Origin of the sequence: Bradyrhizobium sediminis (genome assembly GCF_018736105.1) — a bacterium.
In the GTDB taxonomy this organism is placed as follows: domain Bacteria; phylum Pseudomonadota; class Alphaproteobacteria; order Rhizobiales; family Xanthobacteraceae; genus Bradyrhizobium.
Genome location: NZ_CP076135.1, coordinates 1425101 through 1442819, shown reverse-complemented (window position 1 = coordinate 1442819; position 17719 = coordinate 1425101). Strand labels below are relative to the sequence as shown.

At 64.3% G+C, this 17719-nt stretch carries 22 protein-coding genes; 15 read left to right on the top strand and 7 right to left on the bottom strand.

What is annotated here, in order from left to right; genetic code table 11:
• Positions 1–240: 240 nt before the first annotated feature.
• A complete protein-coding gene (locus tag KMZ68_RS06960; RefSeq protein ID WP_215615088.1) occupies positions 241–1446 on the bottom strand; it encodes an LLM class flavin-dependent oxidoreductase in 1206 nt (401 codons plus the stop codon).
• Between the two features lie 247 nt (positions 1447–1693).
• On the opposite strand from KMZ68_RS06960, the gene napE reads away from it, so the two are divergent.
• The 8 genes from napE (at position 1694) to msrB (ending at position 8467) form a co-directional block, all read left to right on the top strand.
• Positions 1694–1876: a periplasmic nitrate reductase, NapE protein gene (gene napE / locus KMZ68_RS06955; RefSeq protein WP_215615087.1), complete on the top strand. Its 183-nt coding sequence runs from the start codon at positions 1694–1696 to the stop codon at positions 1874–1876.
• A 26-nt stretch (positions 1877–1902) separates the two neighbouring features.
• On the top strand, positions 1903–2223 hold the full coding sequence (locus KMZ68_RS06950) for a chaperone NapD (protein WP_215615086.1): 321 nt from the start codon (positions 1903–1905) through the stop codon (positions 2221–2223).
• 84 nt (positions 2224–2307) lie between these two features.
• Positions 2308–4812: a nitrate reductase catalytic subunit NapA gene (gene napA, locus KMZ68_RS06945; RefSeq protein ID WP_215615085.1), complete on the top strand. Its 2505-nt coding sequence runs from the start codon at positions 2308–2310 to the stop codon at positions 4810–4812.
• Between the two features lie 5 nt (positions 4813–4817).
• Positions 4818–5288, top strand: coding sequence for a nitrate reductase cytochrome c-type subunit (locus KMZ68_RS06940; protein WP_215615084.1), 471 nt, complete (start codon positions 4818–4820; stop codon positions 5286–5288).
• A complete protein-coding gene (locus KMZ68_RS06935) occupies positions 5285–5923 on the top strand; it encodes a NapC/NirT family cytochrome c (RefSeq protein ID WP_215615083.1) in 639 nt (212 codons plus the stop codon). Before KMZ68_RS06940 ends, KMZ68_RS06935 begins: the two co-directional genes overlap by 4 nt.
• Before the next feature lie 129 nt (positions 5924–6052).
• Positions 6053–7162, top strand: coding sequence for an ATP-dependent DNA helicase (locus tag KMZ68_RS06930; RefSeq protein ID WP_215615082.1), 1110 nt, complete (start codon positions 6053–6055; stop codon positions 7160–7162).
• 146 nt (positions 7163–7308) lie between these two features.
• Positions 7309–8025, top strand: a complete 717-nt coding sequence (gene msrA / locus KMZ68_RS06925) for a peptide-methionine (S)-S-oxide reductase MsrA (protein WP_215615081.1) — start codon at positions 7309–7311, stop codon at positions 8023–8025.
• A 28-nt stretch (positions 8026–8053) separates the two neighbouring features.
• The gene (gene msrB / locus KMZ68_RS06920) at positions 8054–8467 is read left to right on the top strand and encodes a peptide-methionine (R)-S-oxide reductase MsrB (RefSeq protein WP_215615080.1); all 414 of its coding nucleotides are present in this window, start codon (positions 8054–8056) and stop codon (positions 8465–8467) included.
• 139 nt (positions 8468–8606) lie between these two features.
• On the opposite strand, the gene KMZ68_RS26265 is transcribed toward msrB, so the two are convergent.
• Positions 8607–9515 (bottom strand): outer membrane protein, encoded by a 909-nt coding sequence (locus KMZ68_RS26265; RefSeq protein ID WP_442780723.1) that lies wholly within the window; start codon positions 9513–9515, stop codon positions 8607–8609.
• A gap of 17 nt (positions 9516–9532) precedes the next feature.
• On the opposite strand from KMZ68_RS26265, the gene KMZ68_RS06910 reads away from it, so the two are divergent.
• From KMZ68_RS06910 to KMZ68_RS06900, 3 genes are all read left to right on the top strand, one after another.
• Positions 9533–9910, top strand: coding sequence for a hypothetical protein (locus KMZ68_RS06910; protein ID WP_249779548.1), 378 nt, complete (start codon positions 9533–9535; stop codon positions 9908–9910).
• Between the two features lie 405 nt (positions 9911–10315).
• Entirely contained in the window at positions 10316–10480 is a 165-nt protein-coding gene (locus tag KMZ68_RS06905) for a DUF3309 family protein (RefSeq protein ID WP_215615079.1), read from the top strand.
• Between the two features lie 217 nt (positions 10481–10697).
• Positions 10698–10994: a hypothetical protein gene (locus KMZ68_RS06900; protein ID WP_215603303.1), complete on the top strand. Its 297-nt coding sequence runs from the start codon at positions 10698–10700 to the stop codon at positions 10992–10994.
• An 86-nt stretch (positions 10995–11080) separates the two neighbouring features.
• Here the strand turns inward: KMZ68_RS06900 and KMZ68_RS06895 are convergent, their stop codons facing one another.
• The 4 genes from KMZ68_RS06895 to KMZ68_RS06880 all read right to left on the bottom strand — a co-directional run bounded on the left by KMZ68_RS06895 (position 11081) and on the right by KMZ68_RS06880 (position 14466).
• The gene (locus KMZ68_RS06895; protein ID WP_215615078.1) at positions 11081–11623 is read right to left on the bottom strand and encodes a DUF4112 domain-containing protein; all 543 of its coding nucleotides are present in this window, start codon (positions 11621–11623) and stop codon (positions 11081–11083) included.
• A gap of 87 nt (positions 11624–11710) precedes the next feature.
• Positions 11711–12130 (bottom strand): DUF5413 family protein, encoded by a 420-nt coding sequence (locus tag KMZ68_RS06890; protein WP_215615077.1) that lies wholly within the window; start codon positions 12128–12130, stop codon positions 11711–11713.
• A gap of 995 nt (positions 12131–13125) precedes the next feature.
• Positions 13126–13566, bottom strand: coding sequence for a hypothetical protein (locus KMZ68_RS06885; protein ID WP_215615076.1), 441 nt, complete (start codon positions 13564–13566; stop codon positions 13126–13128).
• 426 nt (positions 13567–13992) lie between these two features.
• Positions 13993–14466, bottom strand: a complete 474-nt coding sequence (locus KMZ68_RS06880) for a DnaJ domain-containing protein (RefSeq protein WP_215615075.1) — start codon at positions 14464–14466, stop codon at positions 13993–13995.
• A gap of 125 nt (positions 14467–14591) precedes the next feature.
• On the opposite strand from KMZ68_RS06880, the gene KMZ68_RS06875 reads away from it, so the two are divergent.
• The 4 genes from KMZ68_RS06875 to KMZ68_RS06860 all read left to right on the top strand — a co-directional run bounded on the left by KMZ68_RS06875 (position 14592) and on the right by KMZ68_RS06860 (position 17454).
• Positions 14592–15359 carry an SDR family NAD(P)-dependent oxidoreductase gene (locus KMZ68_RS06875; protein WP_215615074.1) on the top strand — a complete coding sequence of 256 codons (768 nt, stop codon included), beginning with the start codon at positions 14592–14594 and terminating at the stop codon, positions 15357–15359.
• Between the two features lie 187 nt (positions 15360–15546).
• Entirely contained in the window at positions 15547–15792 is a 246-nt protein-coding gene (locus KMZ68_RS06870; protein ID WP_215615073.1) for a helix-turn-helix domain-containing protein, read from the top strand.
• A 120-nt stretch (positions 15793–15912) separates the two neighbouring features.
• Positions 15913–17085: a cytochrome P450 gene (locus KMZ68_RS06865; RefSeq protein ID WP_215615072.1), complete on the top strand. Its 1173-nt coding sequence runs from the start codon at positions 15913–15915 to the stop codon at positions 17083–17085.
• Positions 17086–17247: 162 nt separating this feature from the next.
• Entirely contained in the window at positions 17248–17454 is a 207-nt protein-coding gene (locus tag KMZ68_RS06860) for a hypothetical protein (RefSeq protein WP_215605321.1), read from the top strand.
• A 7-nt stretch (positions 17455–17461) separates the two neighbouring features.
• Here the strand turns inward: KMZ68_RS06860 and KMZ68_RS06855 are convergent, their stop codons facing one another.
• Positions 17462–17689: a hypothetical protein gene (locus KMZ68_RS06855; protein ID WP_215615071.1), complete on the bottom strand. Its 228-nt coding sequence runs from the start codon at positions 17687–17689 to the stop codon at positions 17462–17464.
• Positions 17690–17719 lie beyond the last annotated feature (30 nt).

The window sequence follows — 17719 nt, the reverse complement described above, 5'->3', positions numbered from 1 at the left end:
GAAAGCGAACGGAGAGATTATCTCCAGAATCATATCGTTCCGCGATGAAACGGTTTTTGCTTCGTCAACGAATACTCATCGATATCAGTTGGCAAGACGGCTCAGCCCCTCGCGGCGCGTTGGCGCTGGACAGCAGACAACCTTGCTCTCCGATTCGAAATCGCGAAACGATCTTCTGCGTTAGCTCGAATATCCAGTGAGCCATTCCACGAGAGTGTCGGGACTCGGCAGTCGAGACTGTCAGCCCGCCGCCGTGGCCGGCTTGGCGACGTTCACGGCCAGCTTGCCGTAGCGGTCCTTGAACGCTTCGGTGTCGATCTCCTCGAGTTGGATCGCGCCGCTCATCACGCCTTTCTTCCAGGCGTCGTGCTCGGGATCTTCGCGGAATTCCGGCATCACTTCGCGGGCGAACAATTCGAGGGATTCGCAGATGTGCTCGTGGCTGTTCTTGCCGGCCTGGTTGAGCAGGATCACCTGGTCGATGTGCGAGCTGCGGAACCGGCGCAGTTTCTTCCGGAGAGTTTCGGGCGATCCGATCAGGCCGCCGCGCAATGCCGCCTCCTGCGCTTCCGGATTGTCGCGCTTCCACTTGTTGTATTCGTCCCACATGTTGACGGTGCCGGGATCGGGGCGCTGCCGGTTCTGCGACACGCCATAAAAGCGCAGCGCAAACTGGAAGAAGGTGGCGCCGTCGGCGCGCGCACGGGCCTCCTCGTCGGTTTTCGCGCACATGAAGAACGACACCAGCGCCATGTTCGGATTTATCTCGTAATCGGCGAGCTTCTTCAGCCGCTTGGTGATCGCGTTGTAATAGGCGTGCACCCAGGCGTGCGCGGCGTCGGCGCTGACGAACTGGAAGCCGAGCGCGCCGAATCCATTCTGGCCGGCGCGCTCGATGGTCGGCAACTGCGAACACGCCATCCACAATGGCGGGTGCGGCTTCTGAACGGGTTTGGGCACCACGTTGCGCAAGGGAATGTCGAAATACTTGCCGTGATGCTCGCTGCCGCCGTCCCTGAACATCGGGAAGATGGCGCGGACGGCCTCCTCGAACACTTCCTTCTTGGTCTCCATGTCGCGGCCGAACGGTGTCAGTTCGGTGATCGAGGCGCTCTCGCCCATGCCGAATTCGACGCGGCCGTTGCTGAGGAGGTCGAGCACCGCGACGCGTTCGGCGACGCGCGCGGGATGATTGGTGGTGAGCTGGAAGATGCCGTGGCCGAGCCGGATGTTCCTGGTGCGCTGGGAGGCGGCGGCGAGAAACGATTCCGGCGACGGCGAATGCGAATATTCTTCGAGGAAATGATGTTCGACCACCCAGGCATGGTCGTAGCCGAGCCGGTCGGCGGTCTCCAGCTGCGTCAGCGCGTCCTGGTAGAGCCTGAGTTCGTCGCCGGCTTGCCACGGGCGCGGCAATTGCAGCTCATAGAAGATGCCGAATTTCATGGCGTCGCTCCCGGGACCGGCTTGTTGTTAATCGTATTGTAATAGCCGCGGGAGCCGAGTCCACCGTCGCGCCAATTCCGCATGGCGGAAGCAAGTGTGGAAGGGACGTTAGGTCGCGCCGGGAGGCGGGCAAGGCGTGCTAGGATTGATTGAGATCAAGGCGCGCTATCTGATTCGAGGCTCAACATTGATCTAAAGGTACGGCCCGGATGCCGCCAATCATCATCATTTTCAAGTGAGACAGAGCATGTCGGCCACAGGCGACGACACGAGTGGACGGCTGCGCCGCAGGCGCATGGAAATCTTCGCATTTCTGTTCCTGACCGCGGTGCTGATGCCGGCCGGTGCGGTCGCGACCGTCGGCGGCTACGGGCTCGCGGTCTGGGTCTATCAGATGCTGGCCGGTCCGCCCGGCCCGCCCGCACGCTAAATCCAGCTTTTTCAGGGAATATCATCGTGGCCGGACCTCACACCGCAATCGATCGTCGGGCCCTCATCACGGGCCGTCTGCTCAGGGCGGACCAGGTGGTGGCGCCGCCCGGCGGCGAGATTGCCAGCATTCTGGTCCAGGCCCGGCCGGATAGCCTCGCCAGCGTCGAAGCCGCCATCGTGGCGCTGGCCGGATGCGAGATCTACGGCCGCGATCCCAAGGGCAAACTGGTCGTCGTGGTCGATGCGCCCGATGCCGGCGCGCTCGGATCGACCCTCAACACCATCGCGCTGCTGCCCGACGTCTACACCGCCTCACTCGTCTTTCACGCCATCGACGCAAGCTGACACAGCGCATGATCCCGAACAGCGGGAACCGGTTTTCGGAAACGATCATGCTCACACGAAAAATCTGACGTCGGGAGAACCGCCATGACCTCACCCAAACTCGATCGCCGCCAGGTTCTGAAGCTGGAGGCCGCCGCGATGGCGGCGCTGGCGGGAGGAATGAGCACGCCGGCGGTGGCGGCGAATCTGGCCACCGAACGCGCCGTGAGCGAGCTGAAGTGGGACAAGGCGGCGTGCCGGTTCTGCGGCACCGGATGCAGCGTCATGGTGGCGACCAAGGACAACCGCGTGGTCGCAACCCACGGCGACATCAAGTCGGAGGTCAACCGCGGGCTGAACTGCGTGAAGGGCTATTTCCTTTCCAAGATCATGTACGGCCACGACCGCCTCACCAAGCCGATGCTGCGCAAGACCAACGGCAAATACGACAAGAACGGCGAGTTCACGCCGGTGTCGTGGGACGAAGCCTTCGACATCATGGCGGAGAAATACAAGGCGGCGCTGAAGAAGCGCGGCCCCAGCGGAGTCGGCATTTTCGGCTCCGGCCAGTGGACGATCTGGGAAGGCTATGCCGCCTCGAAACTGTTCAAGGCCGGCTTCCGCTCCAACAACATCGATCCCAATGCGCGGCACTGCATGGCCTCGGCGGTTGCCGGCATGATGCGCACCTTCGGCATCGACGAGCCGATGGGCTGCTACGACGACATCGAACAGGCGGACGCGTTCGTGCTGTGGGGCTCGAACATGGCGGAGATGCATCCGATCCTGTGGACCCGGGTGACCGATCGCCGGCTCTCGGCGCCGCATGTCCGCGTCGCCGTGCTGTCGACCTTCGAGCACCGCTCGTTCGACCTTGCCGACATCGGCATGGTGTTCAAGCCGCAGACCGATCTCTACATCCTCAACGCCATCGCCAACCACATCATCAGGACCGGCCGGGTCAACAAGGACTTCGTCGCGGCGCACACCACGTTCAAGCGCGGCCAGACCGACATCGGCTACGGGCTTCGCCCCGAGCATCCGCTGCAGAAGAAGGCGACGGGCGCGGCCAAGGCCAACGACTCCACCGACATGAGCTTCGACGAATATGCGAAGTTCGTCTCCGACTACACGCTGCAGAAGGCGGCGGAGATGTCCGGCGTGCCGCTCAACCGCCTCGAGGCGCTGGCCGATCTCTATGCCGACCCGAAGACCAAGGTCACCAGTTTCTGGACCATGGGTTTCAACCAGCACACCCGCGGCGTCTGGTGCAACAATCTCGTGTACAACATCCACCTGCTGACCGGAAAAATCTCCGAGCCCGGCAACAGCCCGTTCTCGCTGACCGGCCAGCCCTCGGCCTGCGGCACCGCGCGCGAGGTCGGCACTTTCTCGCACCGCCTGCCCGCCGACATGGTGGTGACCAACAAGGCGCACCGCGACATCGCCGAGAAGATCTGGCTGCTGCCGGAGGGCACCATTCCCGACAAGCCGGGCTATCACGCGGTGCTGCAGAGCCGGATGCTGAAGGACGGGCTGCTCAACGCCTACTGGGTTCAGGTCAACAACAATCTGCAGGCCGGACCCAACGCCAACGAAGAGACCTATCCGGGCTTCCGCAATCCGGACAATTTCATCGTCGTCTCCGACGCCTATCCCTCGGTCACCGCGCTCGCCGCCGACCTGATCCTGCCGACCGCGATGTGGGTGGAAAAGGAAGGCGCCTACGGCAATGCCGAGCGGCGCACCCAGTTCTGGCATCAGTTGGTCCCTGCCCCCGGCGAGTCCCGCTCGGATCTCTGGCAGCTGATGGAATTCTCCAAGCGCTTCAAGATGGAGGAAGTCTGGTCGGAGGAGCTGCTCGCCAGGAAGCCGGACTACCGCGGCAAGACGCTGTTCGACGTGCTCTACAAGAACGGCCAGGTCGACAAGTTCCCGCTGTCCGACATCGAAGCCGGCTACGCCAATGACGAATCGAAGGCGTTCGGCTTCTACGTCCACAAGGGTCTGTTCGAGGAATATGCCGCCTTCGGCCGCGGCCATGGCCACGACCTCGCGCCGTTCGATACCTATCACCGCGAGCGCGGGCTGCGCTGGCCGGTCGTCAACGGGCAGGAAACCAAATGGCGTTTCCGCGAGGGCATGGACCCCTATGTAAGGCAGGGCGTCGGCGTGCAGTTCTACGGCTTCCCCGACGGCAAGGCGCGCATCTTCGCCCTGCCCTTCGAGCCGGCGGCCGAGTCCCCCGACAGCGAATATCCGTTCTGGCTGTCGACGGGGCGCGTGCTCGAGCACTGGCATTCCGGCACCATGACGCGCCGCGTCCCCGAGCTCTACAAGGCGTTCCCCGAAGCGGTGTGCTTCATGCATCCCGACGACGCCGCCGAGCTGAAGCTGCGGCGCGGCGACGAGATCAAGGTGCAGTCCCGCCGCGGCTATATCCGCACCCGGGTCGAAACCCGCGGCCGCAACAAGACGCCGCGCGGGCTGGTGTTCGTACCGTGGTTCGACGAGGCGCAGCTCATCAACAAGGTGACGCTGGACGCCACCGATCCGATTTCGCTGCAGACCGATTTCAAGAAATGCGCCGTGCGCATCGAGCGGGTGTGAATGCCATGATCAGAAAACCCGGAATCTTCCTGCTGGTGATCGCGATTGCGGCCGGATCCAGCTCGCTGCTGGCGCAAGGGCTCAATTCGGGCCTGCGCGGCTCGACCCCGCTCAACGAAGAGGGGCCTGCCGCCCCGATGACGCCGATGCGCAATACCTCGGAGAAGGAAACGCGGAACTATCCCGAGCAGCCGCCGGTGATTCCGCATTCGGTCGAAGGCTACCAGATCGACATGGACGGCAACAAATGCCTGTCCTGTCATGCCCGCGCCCGCACCGGCGAGTCGCAGGCCCCGATGGTCTCGATCACCCACTTCATGGATCGCGACGGCCAGTTCCTCGCCTCGGTGTCGCCGCGCCGGTTCTTCTGCAATTCGTGCCACGTCCCGCAGAACGTGGTGAAGGCGCCGATCACCAATGACTTCGTCGACGTCGACACCATGATCAGCCGGGCGACGCCGGGAGGACGCCGATGAGCGCGGTCGACCCGGCCGCGCCGCGCCGATCCTGGCTGGCACGTCTCTGGAATTTCATCGTCGAATTGTGGGGCGTGCTGCGCCGGCCGAGTTCGGTGTTCGGGCTCGGCCTGCTGGTGTTCGCCGGCTTCGTTGCCGGCGTGATCTTCTGGGGCGGCTTCAATACCGCGCTGGAGCTGACCAATACCGAGAAGTTCTGCACCGGCTGTCACGAAATGCGCGACAACGTGTTCGCGGAGCTGAAGACCACCATCCACTTCTCCAACCGCTCCGGCGTCCGCGCCAGCTGCCCGGATTGCCACGTCCCGCACAACTGGACCGACAAGATCGCGCGCAAGATGCAGGCGTCCAAGGAAGTCTGGGGCAAGATCTTCGGCACCATCGATACCCGCGAGAAGTTCGTCGACCATCGGCTGGAAATGGCGCTGCGCGAATGGGCGCGATTCAAGGCCAACGACTCGCTGGAATGCCGCAACTGCCACAGCACGGAGTCGATGGACATCACCAAGCAGTCGCCGCGCGCTTCGGTTGCGCATAAGCGCTTCCTGTTCACGGGCGAGAAGACCTGCATCGATTGCCACAAGGGTATCGCCCACCATTTGCCCGACATGCGCGGCGTCCCGGGCTGGCAATAGGCCCGGTTTACCCACGAATTCGCGGGCGCCTGGCTGGCCGCCGGCGGCTTGCGCCTTCGGCATGAATGGTTAGCTTGCGGGTAGTTGAGTCGCGGTCCACGGCCGCGCGACCGCCCCATTCGAGACCCCATGCCCACTTTCACGCCGCATCAGGACTCCGCGCTGAAGGCCGTCGCCGACTGGCTGAAGGCAAAGCCGGGCCGGAACGGTACGCCGCCGGTGTTCCGGCTGTTCGGCTTTGCCGGCACCGGCAAGACCACGCTGGCGCGGCACATCGCCGAAGGCGTCGAGGGCGAAGTGAAATTCGCCGCCTTCACCGGCAAGGCGGCGCTGGTGATGCGCAACAAGGGCTGCGACAACGCTTCCACCATTCACTCGCTGATCTACCGCGCCCGCGAATCCGGCGTCGAGCAGCCGAGTTTCGAACTTTGGGACGACGCGCCCGCCTCGAAAGCCAAGCTGATCGTGATCGACGAATGCTCGATGGTGGACGCCGAACTGGGGCGTGACCTGATGTCGTTCGATTGCCCGCTATTGGTGCTCGGCGACCCCGCGCAGCTGCCGCCGATCCAGGGCGGCGGCTTCTTCACCGACTGCGAGCCCGACGTGATGCTGACCGAGGTGCATCGCCAGGCGCAGGACGACCCGATCATCCGGATGTCGATGGACGTGCGCGAGGGCCGCGAACTCGACATCGGCCGCTACGGCGAAAGCCAGGTGGTGTCGCGCAACGAACTCGATCCCGACCGGGTGATGAGCGCCGACCAGGTGCTGGTCGGGCGCAACAATACAAGGCGCGCCTACAACATGCGGGTGCGGCAGAAGCAGAACATCGAGGATCCGATGCCGGTGGCCGGCGACAAGCTGGTGTGCCTGCGCAACAACCGCAAGAAGGGCCTGTTCAACGGCGGGCTGTGGCGGGTGAAGTCGCGCGCGGCGTCGAAATCCAGGATCATCACCATGCGCTTGTCGCCCGACGAGGACTTCGGCCACAAGGTGACCAAGGTCTCGGTGCGCGGCGACTGTTTCGGCGGCGCCATCGAGACCATTCCCTGGGAACAGCGCAAGCCCTACGACGAGTTCGACTACGGCTACGTGCTCACGGTGCACAAATCCCAGGGCTCGCAATGGGACGACGTGGTGCTGTTCGACGAGAGCTTCGCGTTCCAGGACAGCCGCGCGCGCTGGCTCTACACCGGCATCACCCGGGCGGCGAAGCGGCTCTCCGTGGTGGTGTAGGCTTTCATTCACGAACTCGTGTGCTTGCCGCCGTAACAAGCCCCGCCCCGTCGCGTATCTTGGGGCGTCGGGTGGAGCTACAGATTGCAAATTGCGGCTCCCGCCCCAGACTGCCCACCAATCCGCTGACACCCAGAGGAAACCCCATGTCCCGCAGCCTCAACCGCCTTTCGCTCTGCGCCGCCGCCATCGGCGCGCTGGCGATTTCAGCGTTGTCGATCGCGCCCTCGCGCGCCGCCGAAGACGCCGTGGTCATCCCCGCTCCGGCAGTTGACGTCCAGTCGGCCGACGGCATCCAGACTGCTGTGATTGCCGGCGGCTGTTTCTGGGGCGTGCAGGGCGTGTTCCAGCACACAGCCGGCGTCGTCAACGCCGTCTCCGGCTATGCCGGCGGCAGCAAGGCGACCGCCAACTACACCCTGGTCAGTTCAGGGGCGACCGGCCATGCCGAAGTCGTCGAGATCAAATACGACCCGAAGAAGATCAGCTACGGCAAGATCCTGCAGATCTTCTTCTCGGTGGTGCACGATCCGACCCAGCTGAACCGGCAGGGACCGGACTCCGGCACGCAGTATCGCTCGGCGATCTTCACCACTTCCGACCAGCAGAAGAAGGTCGCGGAGGCCTATGTCGCCCAGCTCAACGCCGCCAAGGTCTACAGGAAGCCGATCGTGACGAAGATCGGGCCGCTGGAGGCGTTCTATCCGGCAGAGGCCTATCATCAGGACTACCTGACGCTGCACCCGAACCAGCCCTATATTGCGTATAATGACATTCCCAAGGTCGAAAACCTGAAGAAGATTTTCGCCGAGAACTACATCGAGAAGCCGACGCTGGTGAGCAGCGTCAAGGTCACCAATTGACGGTCGTTTTCCATTCCAAGGAGACTCCATGCCCGACACCAAATCGATGACCGGCAAGATCGAGAAGAGCGAGGCCGAGTGGCGCAAGGAGCTGACGCCGATGCAGTATGCGGTGCTGCGCGAGAAGGCCACCGAGCGGCCGTTCTCCGGCGAGTACGAGCATGAGCGGCGCGCCGGCACCTATACCTGCGCCGGCTGCGGCCAGACGCTGTTCGAATCGGATGCCAAGTTCGATTCCGGCTGCGGCTGGCCGAGCTTCACCGCGCCGGCGGCGGAGAGCCATGTCGACGAGGAGCGCGACATCAGCCACGGCATGATCCGGACCGAAGTGCTGTGCTCGAAGTGCAACGGCCATCTCGGCCACGTCTTCGACGACGGCCCCGGCCCGACCGGGCTGCGCTACTGCATCAATTCGGCGGCGCTGAAGCTGCAGCCGAAATAGGCGCGTCGCCAGGATCGAGGACGTTGTCCGTGCGCGCGGCGCGGGACAGTTGAGCGGTAGTTCATATCTGTAGATCGCTCGCGATGAAAAAAGCCCCGGACCAACGGTCCGGGGCTTCGGCGATTCCACGGTCTAACGATCAGAACCGGTAGTTTACGCCCACGCGCGCCGTGTGGATGTCAGTGGCCGAGAAGATGTACGTCGCGCTACAGTCTGCGACCTGGCAGGCTGCCGCCGGAGTCCCGGCCGCGGACGCCGTTGTTCCACCGAAGCTGTAGTAGAGATACTCGGCGCGAAGGCTCCAATTGGCGGTGATCATCGCCTCATAGCCGGCGCCGACCGCCCAGCCCGTCTTCGTGCTGTCGAAGGATGCCGGATAGGAGCAACCGGCGCCGCCGCCGCCGCCACCGTTGCAGACCCAGGTAGCATCGGCCGAGTCGGCCCTGTAGCTGATGTTGGCCCAAGCCGCGCCGCCGGTGACGTAGAACAGGCTGGAGCCCCAACTGTAGCCGAGGCGGCCGCGCAGCGATGCCAGCCAGTTGATATCCTGCGCCATGTACTGGCTGGCGCCCGGAACGGGAGCGCTAGGATTGCAGAATGGTGTCATACACATCGGAGTTCCAGTGGCTGAGCTTTTCAGTCCGGTGCCGGTGATGTCGCCTTCAGCGCTGCGCTCAATCAGGGCATCACATCGCGCTATGTACGCAAGCTGTTCGAAAGCGAAGACACCAGCTTCTCCGATTTCGTCCGCGAGCAGCGCCTGTCGCGCGCCTATCGTATCCTGATCGACCGGCACCACCTCGTACGCACCATCAGTTCGATCGCGTTCGACTGCGGTTTTGGCGACCTGTCCTATTTCAACCGCAGCTTCCGCCAACGTTACGGATTGACGCCCTCCGGCGTGCGCGAGCTGGCGCAGCGCGGCGAATGAAAGCGTGCCAAAACATGCAAATCGCTTCGAACTTGTTTTCCGCTCCATGCGACCAAAGACCGGTCGCGCGGGGCTCTTGTTTCCCTGGTCAAGGTCTTTCGGCTTGTCCGCGCCCAAGCCCGGGAAAGTCTGAAATGTCGAAAACGTCCACGCGCCTGTTGCTTGGAATTGGCCTCGCCGGCCTCATCATGGAGAGCACTGTGATCCAGCCCGCCTTTGCCGCCGACAAGGTCTCCCTGTTCAAGGTCATCACCTCGAAGGATGAAATCGTGATCGGGATGACCGACGACGAACTGGCCAAGCTCGAAGGCAACAACGCCGGCGGGATCGCCAAGATGCTGGTCGCCAAGGGCTCGATGAGCGTGTGGCAATATGCGGTGCGCAAGGCGCCGACCGGCGACCTCGAGCAGGCGCCGCTGCGCCAGGTCGGGCTGATCGCCAGCGAGTCGCTCCGCGTCGAACCCTACGCCTCGCCGCTGAAGATCGTGCCGATCGAGGACGGCAAGAAGTAGCAAGTCGGGAATTCGACGCCCCCTTCGCTCCTGGGCAGAAACTGGGGCTTGGCAGGACGTCCGCCACAACAAGACTGTCGTCGCCCGGCATAGCCGTCCGAAGGACGGCGTCGCTTCCGCTCGCCTACAACCGGGCGATCCAGTACGCCGCGACTTCACGGCACTATGGCTGGCGTCTCTGGAATACTGGGCGGATTCAACCGGGACGTCGCCCTGGGTCGCCCGGTCAAGCCGGGCGACGACAGCAGTGTTAGTTTCAACCATCAGGGTCGCCCCAAAAGGCCGGTAGCGAGCTCACATGAGCGGCATGGTTCCCCGAGGTGGAACCATCGGCCGGGATATGCTTTGCTTGGGGTAGGCGGGGCGGCAGATTTCGTTCGCCGGCCGCCTCTCGGGGAGAGTGCCATGTCGCTCGGAACGATACTCATCATCATCCTGATTATAATCCTGCTCGGCGGCTACAGCGGCCGGTTCGGCGGTTACGGCTTCGGCATGGGCCATTCCGGAATGGGCCTCGGCGGCGTCATTCTGGTCGTGCTGGTCGTCCTGGTGCTGCTCCGCAAGCTCTGACCACGACAAAGCATTGAAATAACAGGGTTTATTTCGGAACTGGTATCGGGGTGCCCGGATTCATCATCCCGCCCGTCAGGAGTCGCATTTCTGGCAAACGGGCTTATATTATAGACTGTCCTGAAATGACGTGTGCCGGCGCGGCCTTGAACCCACCCGCACGATACGTTCGCGATTGCGAATCGCGTTCCCACGAAAAGATTAGAGGTCACTGACCATGGCTGCCTTCAGTTACAATACTGCCGCCGAGTTGTTCCCCGCCGCGATCCGCAAGAAGAAGCGGGCCGGATTCGCCTATCGGCGATTTGGCACCGCGGCCGAAGCGGTGCGCTTCGCGATCGAGGAATTGCCGGCGGATTCGCTGAACGGCGCCTATCTGCAGGTCGACGAGGCCCGCTTCGACCAGAGCGGCATCCGCACGCTCTATGAGAGCCAGGATTTCCCGCTGCCGCGCCGTCCGCGTGCGCCCGAGCCCGCGCCTGCCAGCAACGACGCCGACGCCGACGCCGCGTAACCTCACGCCTCAAAGCGCCCATGCCCTCGGATCGGCTCCGGGGGCATTGCTTTTTGCGGGTCCCGCGTTCGGTTGAGCGGCGCGGGCTAGCGCGGCTGCTTGTCCATCCAGCGCTTCAGCATCCGCACGTTACGCACATTGGCGCGGAACATGACGTCGAAGGCGTCGCCGGCGACCGGCACCAGTCCGACCACGCCGTCGAGCGCGACATTGCCGAGCATCCTTGCCGTAACATGCCAGGGCGCGCCGAGCGCGCGCGCCTCGCGCACCAGCCACAGCGAGATCGCCGTGGTGATGAGATCGCCGATCACCGGGATCAATCCGATCAGCCCGTCGATGCCGTAGCGGATATTGGTGCCGGGCACGATGAAGGCGACGTCGAGCAGCTTCGCCAGCGCATCGAGCCGCGCCATCCGCTGCTCGCGGGTGAGATCGGCAAACGGATTGGCGCTTGAATGGCCGAATTCGAAATGGAAGCCGCTGCCCTGCGGGCCGAGCGCCTCGGAGCGGATCTCGCGCCCCTCCTGATCGATGACCGGGCCGCGCGCCTGCGCGCCGCGGAACGTGGCGCCGGAGGTTCGCCCACGCCCGAGCCGCGGGGATATGATCTCTTCGTTCGACATCGCCATCACATGGTATCGCGCCGGGCGAGCGCAAGTTGCGTCACGCGGTCGCGCCTGCCGATGGCGACGGTTGCGCGGATCTCGCCGCCCGCGCTATGCCGCCGGCTGCGGTTGCGGCTCGGCGTATTTGTGCGCCAGCCATGACGCGATCGTCGCCGGGACCAGGCCCGGCAGGCCGTAAAGGATGAACTGCACGGCGCCGGAGTCCGGCCCGCGCGAGCCGAAGAGCAATTCCGACGCGACGAAGGCGAGCACGCCGATGATCAGTATCCGCACTCCCGAGCCCAGCCGTTTGACGTGGAACAGGATATCGTCCACCGCCGCCATCATCAGCGCCGGCACGATGCCGAATAGATAGGCATATTGCAGGGTTCTCGCGAACACCACGAGCAGCTTCTTGACTTCCCCGATGTTGGTCTGGGTCCAATAGCCCGAGGTGTAGGTGGTCGCCAGCAGCAGCAGAAATCCGCCGAGGAGGGGGCCGAGTGCTGCGAAGATCAGATAGCGTTTCATGATTTACCCTTGTGGATTCTGGCCAGCATAACGATTTCCGCTACGGTGCAAACCCATTTAAGCCGATCCCGGCCGCACAGGGTAGAGATTCCCTCCTCGCCCGCGCGCCCCGTCGGTGGGGCCTTGACGGCCAGCGCCGACAGCGGCGTGCCGCGGGCCTGCTCAAAGCGCGAACTGCTTCGCCGCGCGCGCAAGCGAAATCTCACGACCGCCTGCGACAAATCAACCCGACGGGCAAATTTCCGCTTAACCCGTCGGGCAAATCAGCACTACGACTTCGCGTGTCTCACCCGATGAGAGGGGCGGGTCGCGATCGTCACGAACGCGCGGTGGGATGCGGTGGACGCGGAAGTTGCGACTGACGAGCGTGACTCGAGCGGACGGCGAAGCCGTGTGGTCCTGACGCCCCGACGCTGGCGTCAAGTTCGCGGGAGGCAAAACTTCCCGTGGATGATGGTGGCAAGAAAGCCCGGTCACCAGGGAGAGCGCGCTATAAGCCGTAAACCACTGCGCAGGGAAGGCCGGATTGCCTCCGCTGAACCTGTATGCTCGTGTGCGTTCTACCCAATAACAATTGCACACGGGACCGCGGGTGCAGCGCGCACCCGGTCTTCCCTGCGCCCTCTTCTTTCAGAGGGTGACCATCGACGCAAAGCTCGGGCGCATCGCGCCGCGACAATGCGGACGCATGTCCTCTCGCTGTTTGAAATTTCGAATCCTGAAATTTGAGCGATGATCCCGCATATCGCTCACCCGAGCCGGGAGCTCACTTCACCTCTCCCGCTTGCGGGGGAGCATAGGCCGCCTTCGGCGACCATTCGTAGATAGGCACGCCGAAGCAAAGCATCGGCTATGGGCTCGAAGAGCGCGGCGGGTGGGGGAACTTCCTCCACGCGAACAGTGCGAATCGCGGCGACACCCCCACCCCAGCCCTCCCCCGCAAGCGGGAGAGGGAGCTCAGAGTCGCGTCATCGTCTGACGGCCGGCATGGCGAACTACTTTAACGTGATCGCCAGTCCGCTCAGGTCCGCGTTCGCCATCAGGCCGACCTGGCGGCCGGACAGTTCCAGTACCGCGCCCTTCTGGTTGGTCAGCACGATCGCGCGCGCGCCGCGGCCGACCGCGAGGCCCGCGCCGGCCGCGCCGTAGACGCCGGCAACGTCGGAGGGCCGGTAGATGTTGCTGACGCGGCCGCGCAGCACCGTCTTCGAGCCGCCGAACACCAGGCCGTAGTCGAGCCCGCCGGTGGACAGCGGATAGACCCGGCCGCGGAAGGTCAGCGTGCCGCTGCCGCCGGAGCCGCCGATGATCCAGCCCGCCTTGTAGATCACGAGCGACACCGAGCCCTCGTCGGCGCGCGAGGCGGAGGACAGCGTGGCGCCGGCGAAAGCGGTCAGCGCGACCAGCGCAACGCGAATGGCGGATGAGATCTTCATGGGGACGGTCTCCTTGGGATTTTGTCAGGCAGGCGCCGACGACGCAGATTGAGTCGCGTTTTGGCAAGTGTAGCCGATGGGCTGGATCGGCAAAGCGCATTCGTGTGTCCGCACTGTGATGGCCGCACGGAATTCGCCGGCGGGCGCGCGACCATGTGGCTTTGCCTACACTATGCGCATGATCGCTTGAACCTTGGCGCCGGTTCCCAACACTCACTCCATGTCCGGGCATCCCGCCCGTCATTGACCTTCATCAATGCCTGACGTCCCCGGCAGGTGTATTCGCGATGCTCGGGCCTTAGGGACGGCATGCTGAAAAAAGGTGCATCCCTGAGCCCCTGAAACTGTTCGATCGGCGGAAAGGATGGGCACGTGCGCCAACTGGCGCCGTGCCCATTCCCTTTCGGCGCGCGCCGCTCGGCACCCTCACTGCTCCTTCATCAGCGCCTCGCGCGCCGCCGACAGCGCCTGGAACTCATGCGCGCTGCCGCCGGCATCGGGGTGCGCGGTCTTGGCGACGCGCTTGTAGGCGCGGTGGATTTCGGCCGCCGTCAGGCGGCGGTCGAGCGGCAATCCGAGCAGTTGCCGGTAACGTTCGGCCGGCGTCAGCGTCTTCACCGGGATGTCGCGGCGGCCGAACCGCGGGGCGGTCAGGGTATGCAGCACTTCGCGGACGATGCCGAGACGGCGCCGCGCGGCCTCGGCGATTTCATTGTCGCAGGTTTCAGCCGCGGCATGGCGCAGGATCGGCAGCGCCTGCGCCGCCGCGTGCCGCAGCAGCACCTCGGGACTGGTCCGCGCCAGCACGTCGGCGAGGCGCGCGGCCTCGCGCCAGTCGGGCGCGGCGGCCTGCCAGATCCGCTCGATATCGAGCTGCCATTGCCTGAGCTTGCTATCCATGGCGCAACACCGGGCAAGACGAATACAACTCTCCCGGTAAAGCTTTCCGTTTGCGACCGCTCAAACTTGAATTAGCTTGTCCGAATTCAAAAACCAAAAACACCAAGAACACAGAGGAAACGCCAATGCCCCTTCTCCAAAACCACATCGCGGTCGTCACCGGTGCTGCTTCCGGCATCGGGCGCGCGATCGCGGCAGGCTACGCCCGCGAGGGCGCGCAGGTGGTGCTGCTCGACATGAACGAGAAGGCGCTCGCCGAGGCCGCGCAGGAAATTCGCAGCGCGGGCGGCAGAGCCGAGAGCTTCGTGCTCAACGTCACCAAACGCGAGGACTGCGTCGCGGTGGCGAAGAAGATCGCCGACAAGGTCGGGCAGGTCTCGATCCTGGTCAACAATGCCGGCATCGCGCGGCGCAACGGCATGCTGGGCGCGCCCGAGGCCGTGATCAACGACTGGGAAGACATCATCGCCATCAACCTCACCGGCGTGTTCAACGTGACCAACGCGTTTCTCGCGCCGTTGCGCGCCGCCAAGGGGCGCATCGTCAATATCGGCTCGATCCAGTCCTTCGTGCATCTGCGCACGCCGAGTTCGCCCGCCTACACCGCCTCCAAGCACGGCGTGCTCGGCTTCACCAAGGCGATCGCCGCCGAACTCGGCAAGGACGGCGTCCGCGTCAATGCGATCGGCCCGGGCTTCATCGAAACGCCGCTCAACGAAAAGGTGCGCGCCAGCAATCCGGAACTGGCGAAAGTGTTCATCGAGCACACGCCGCTCGGCCGCGCCGGCAAGCCGGAGGATATCGTCGGACCGGCGGTGTTCCTCGCCTCGGACCTGTCGGCCTATGTCAGCGGCACCATCGTGATGGTCGATGGCGGCTACCGGACGATCTGAGCGAGGGGGATAGGCCGGCGCCCGCCCGCAAGATATGGAACCGGATGGAACCTGGCCTCGTCCGGTTCCATGCCGCCGGCGTTAGCAATTTGTTAACCGACTCCGCGCACGTTCTGGTTGTTGGGGGTAGTTCGTTCTCGATGTTTCCGCTCCGCGATTCGGACGGGCGTTGAATCGGGAGGTGTCGATGACCCATACTGTTTCCGCGCCGCCTGTGCCGGCGCCCGCACTCGCTCCGAATGAAATCGTGCCGCTGCTGATCGGGTCCACCGTCGGCGAGGTCGAACGCGAACTGGTGCTGCAGACCCTTGGCCGCTGCGGCGGCAACCGCACCCGCGCCGCGCGCGTGCTCGGGATGTCGGTGCGCACCCTGCGCAACAAGATCCGGCAATACGTGGCCGAAGGCATCGACGTGCCCGAGCATCGGGACTAGGGCGACCGCATCCGGCTTGCCACGGAGGGCGCAACTCAGGCTTGGTATTCACTCCTGCGGGATTCGCGCTAGAGTTCCCTATAGCCGGGCGGAAAGCCCCGGGGTGGGGAGCCGAACGCCATGTCCAACGCGCCGCATTTCGATATCGACGTTGCCCGATTCTGGGCCGATCCCTATCCCGATCTGGCTGTGATGCGAAAACAGGCGCCGATCGCGTTCGTGCCGCAGCTCGGCTCCACCGTGTTCACCCGGCGCGACGACATCTTCACCCAGGAAAAGCGCATCGACGTGTTCTCGTCGCATCAGCCGGCCGGGCTGATGAACACGCTGATGGGCCACAACATGATGCGCAAGGACGGCGACGCGCACATGGCCGAGCGCGCGGCGATGTTTCCGTCGGTGTCGCCGCGCACCGTGCGCGACACCTGGAGCCGGCAGTTCCAGGCCCATGCCGACCGCATCCTCGACGAGCTGGCGCCGGCAGGGCGCGCCGACCTCTGCAAGGCGTTCGCGCTGCCGCTGTCGGCCGAGTGCCTGAAGGACATCACCGGGCTCACCAACGTGCGTTTTGCGGACATGGACGCGTGGTCGCAGGCGATGATCGACGGCATCGCCAATTACACCGGCAACAAGGAAGTGGAGGCGCGCTGCCATGCCGCCACCGCCGGCATCGACGCCGCGATCGACGACATGATCCCGGTCGTGACCAAACACCCCAACACCTCGATCCTCAGCGTGCTATTGGCGGCCGGCCAGCCGATGCCGAGCATCCGCGCCAACATCAAGCTGGCGATCTCGGGCGGGCAGAACGAGCCGCGCGACGCCATCTCCGGCACGGTCTGGGCGCTGCTGACCCATCCCGATCAGCTTGCGCTGGTGCGCGAAGGCAAGGCGAAGTGGCTCGACGTGTTCGAGGAATATGCCCGCTGGATTGCGCCGATCGGAATGTCACCGCGGCGGGTGGCAAAGCCGTGGTCCTATGGCGGCGTCGATTTCGAGCCGGAGGACCGCGTGTTCTTCATGTTCGGTTCGGCCAATCGCGACGAGGCCTGCTTTGAAGACCCCGACCGATTCGACCTCACCCGCGATACCCAGAAGAGCATCGCCTTCGGCGCCGGCCCGCATTATTGCGCCGGCGCCTTCGCCTCCCGCGCGATGGTCGCCGACGTCGCGCTGCCGAGCGTGTTTGCGCGGCTGAAAGGCCTGCGGCTCGACGAAAGCGAGGCGGTACGGATCGGCGGCTGGGCATTTCGCGGGCTGTTCAATCTGCCGGTCGCGTGGGACGCGGGCTAGCCAGCCGGTTGAGCCGGCCAGCAGCAGGCCGCCTCCGGCAAACTACGTAGGTAACTCGCCTTAAGGCATCGAGCGAAATGGCGGTCTCCGGCGTCAGCGGTTACCAAGCATCATAAGGAGCATACGGGCAGTTCTGCATCGGCCGAAGGGCGGAGGCTTGGAATGAATCACTCATTTTACAGCATCGACAGAACCACACATTTGAAGGTCGTGACCGTGGCGCTGATCGGCGCGATTGCCGTCGCCGGCATCAGCATCGCCGCCCATACCAGCGGCAGCAACGGCATCGCCCAGGGCGAACATGTCCGTGTCGTCAAGGCCGGCCAGCCCGTGATGATGACGTCGAATATTCAACTCGCCGTGCAGTAGGAACCGCTCACCGCTTCGCCGTCGGATCGGCCGGACCTTCGCGTCGTGGCAGCATGCCGATGCGCTGGAATTGCCAGCGCATGGCGCGGTACCACACATAACCGGCCACGATACCGCAGATCGTAAGCAGGATGACGTTGGCGCGCTCGAACGATCCACCCCACCACAGCATCCAGCCGGTCCATAGAACCGTGAAAGCAATGGCGCTGAGTTTCAACGAGGTTACCGGGTTCATGGTTCTCTCCGACGGCTGAATGGCTTTAGG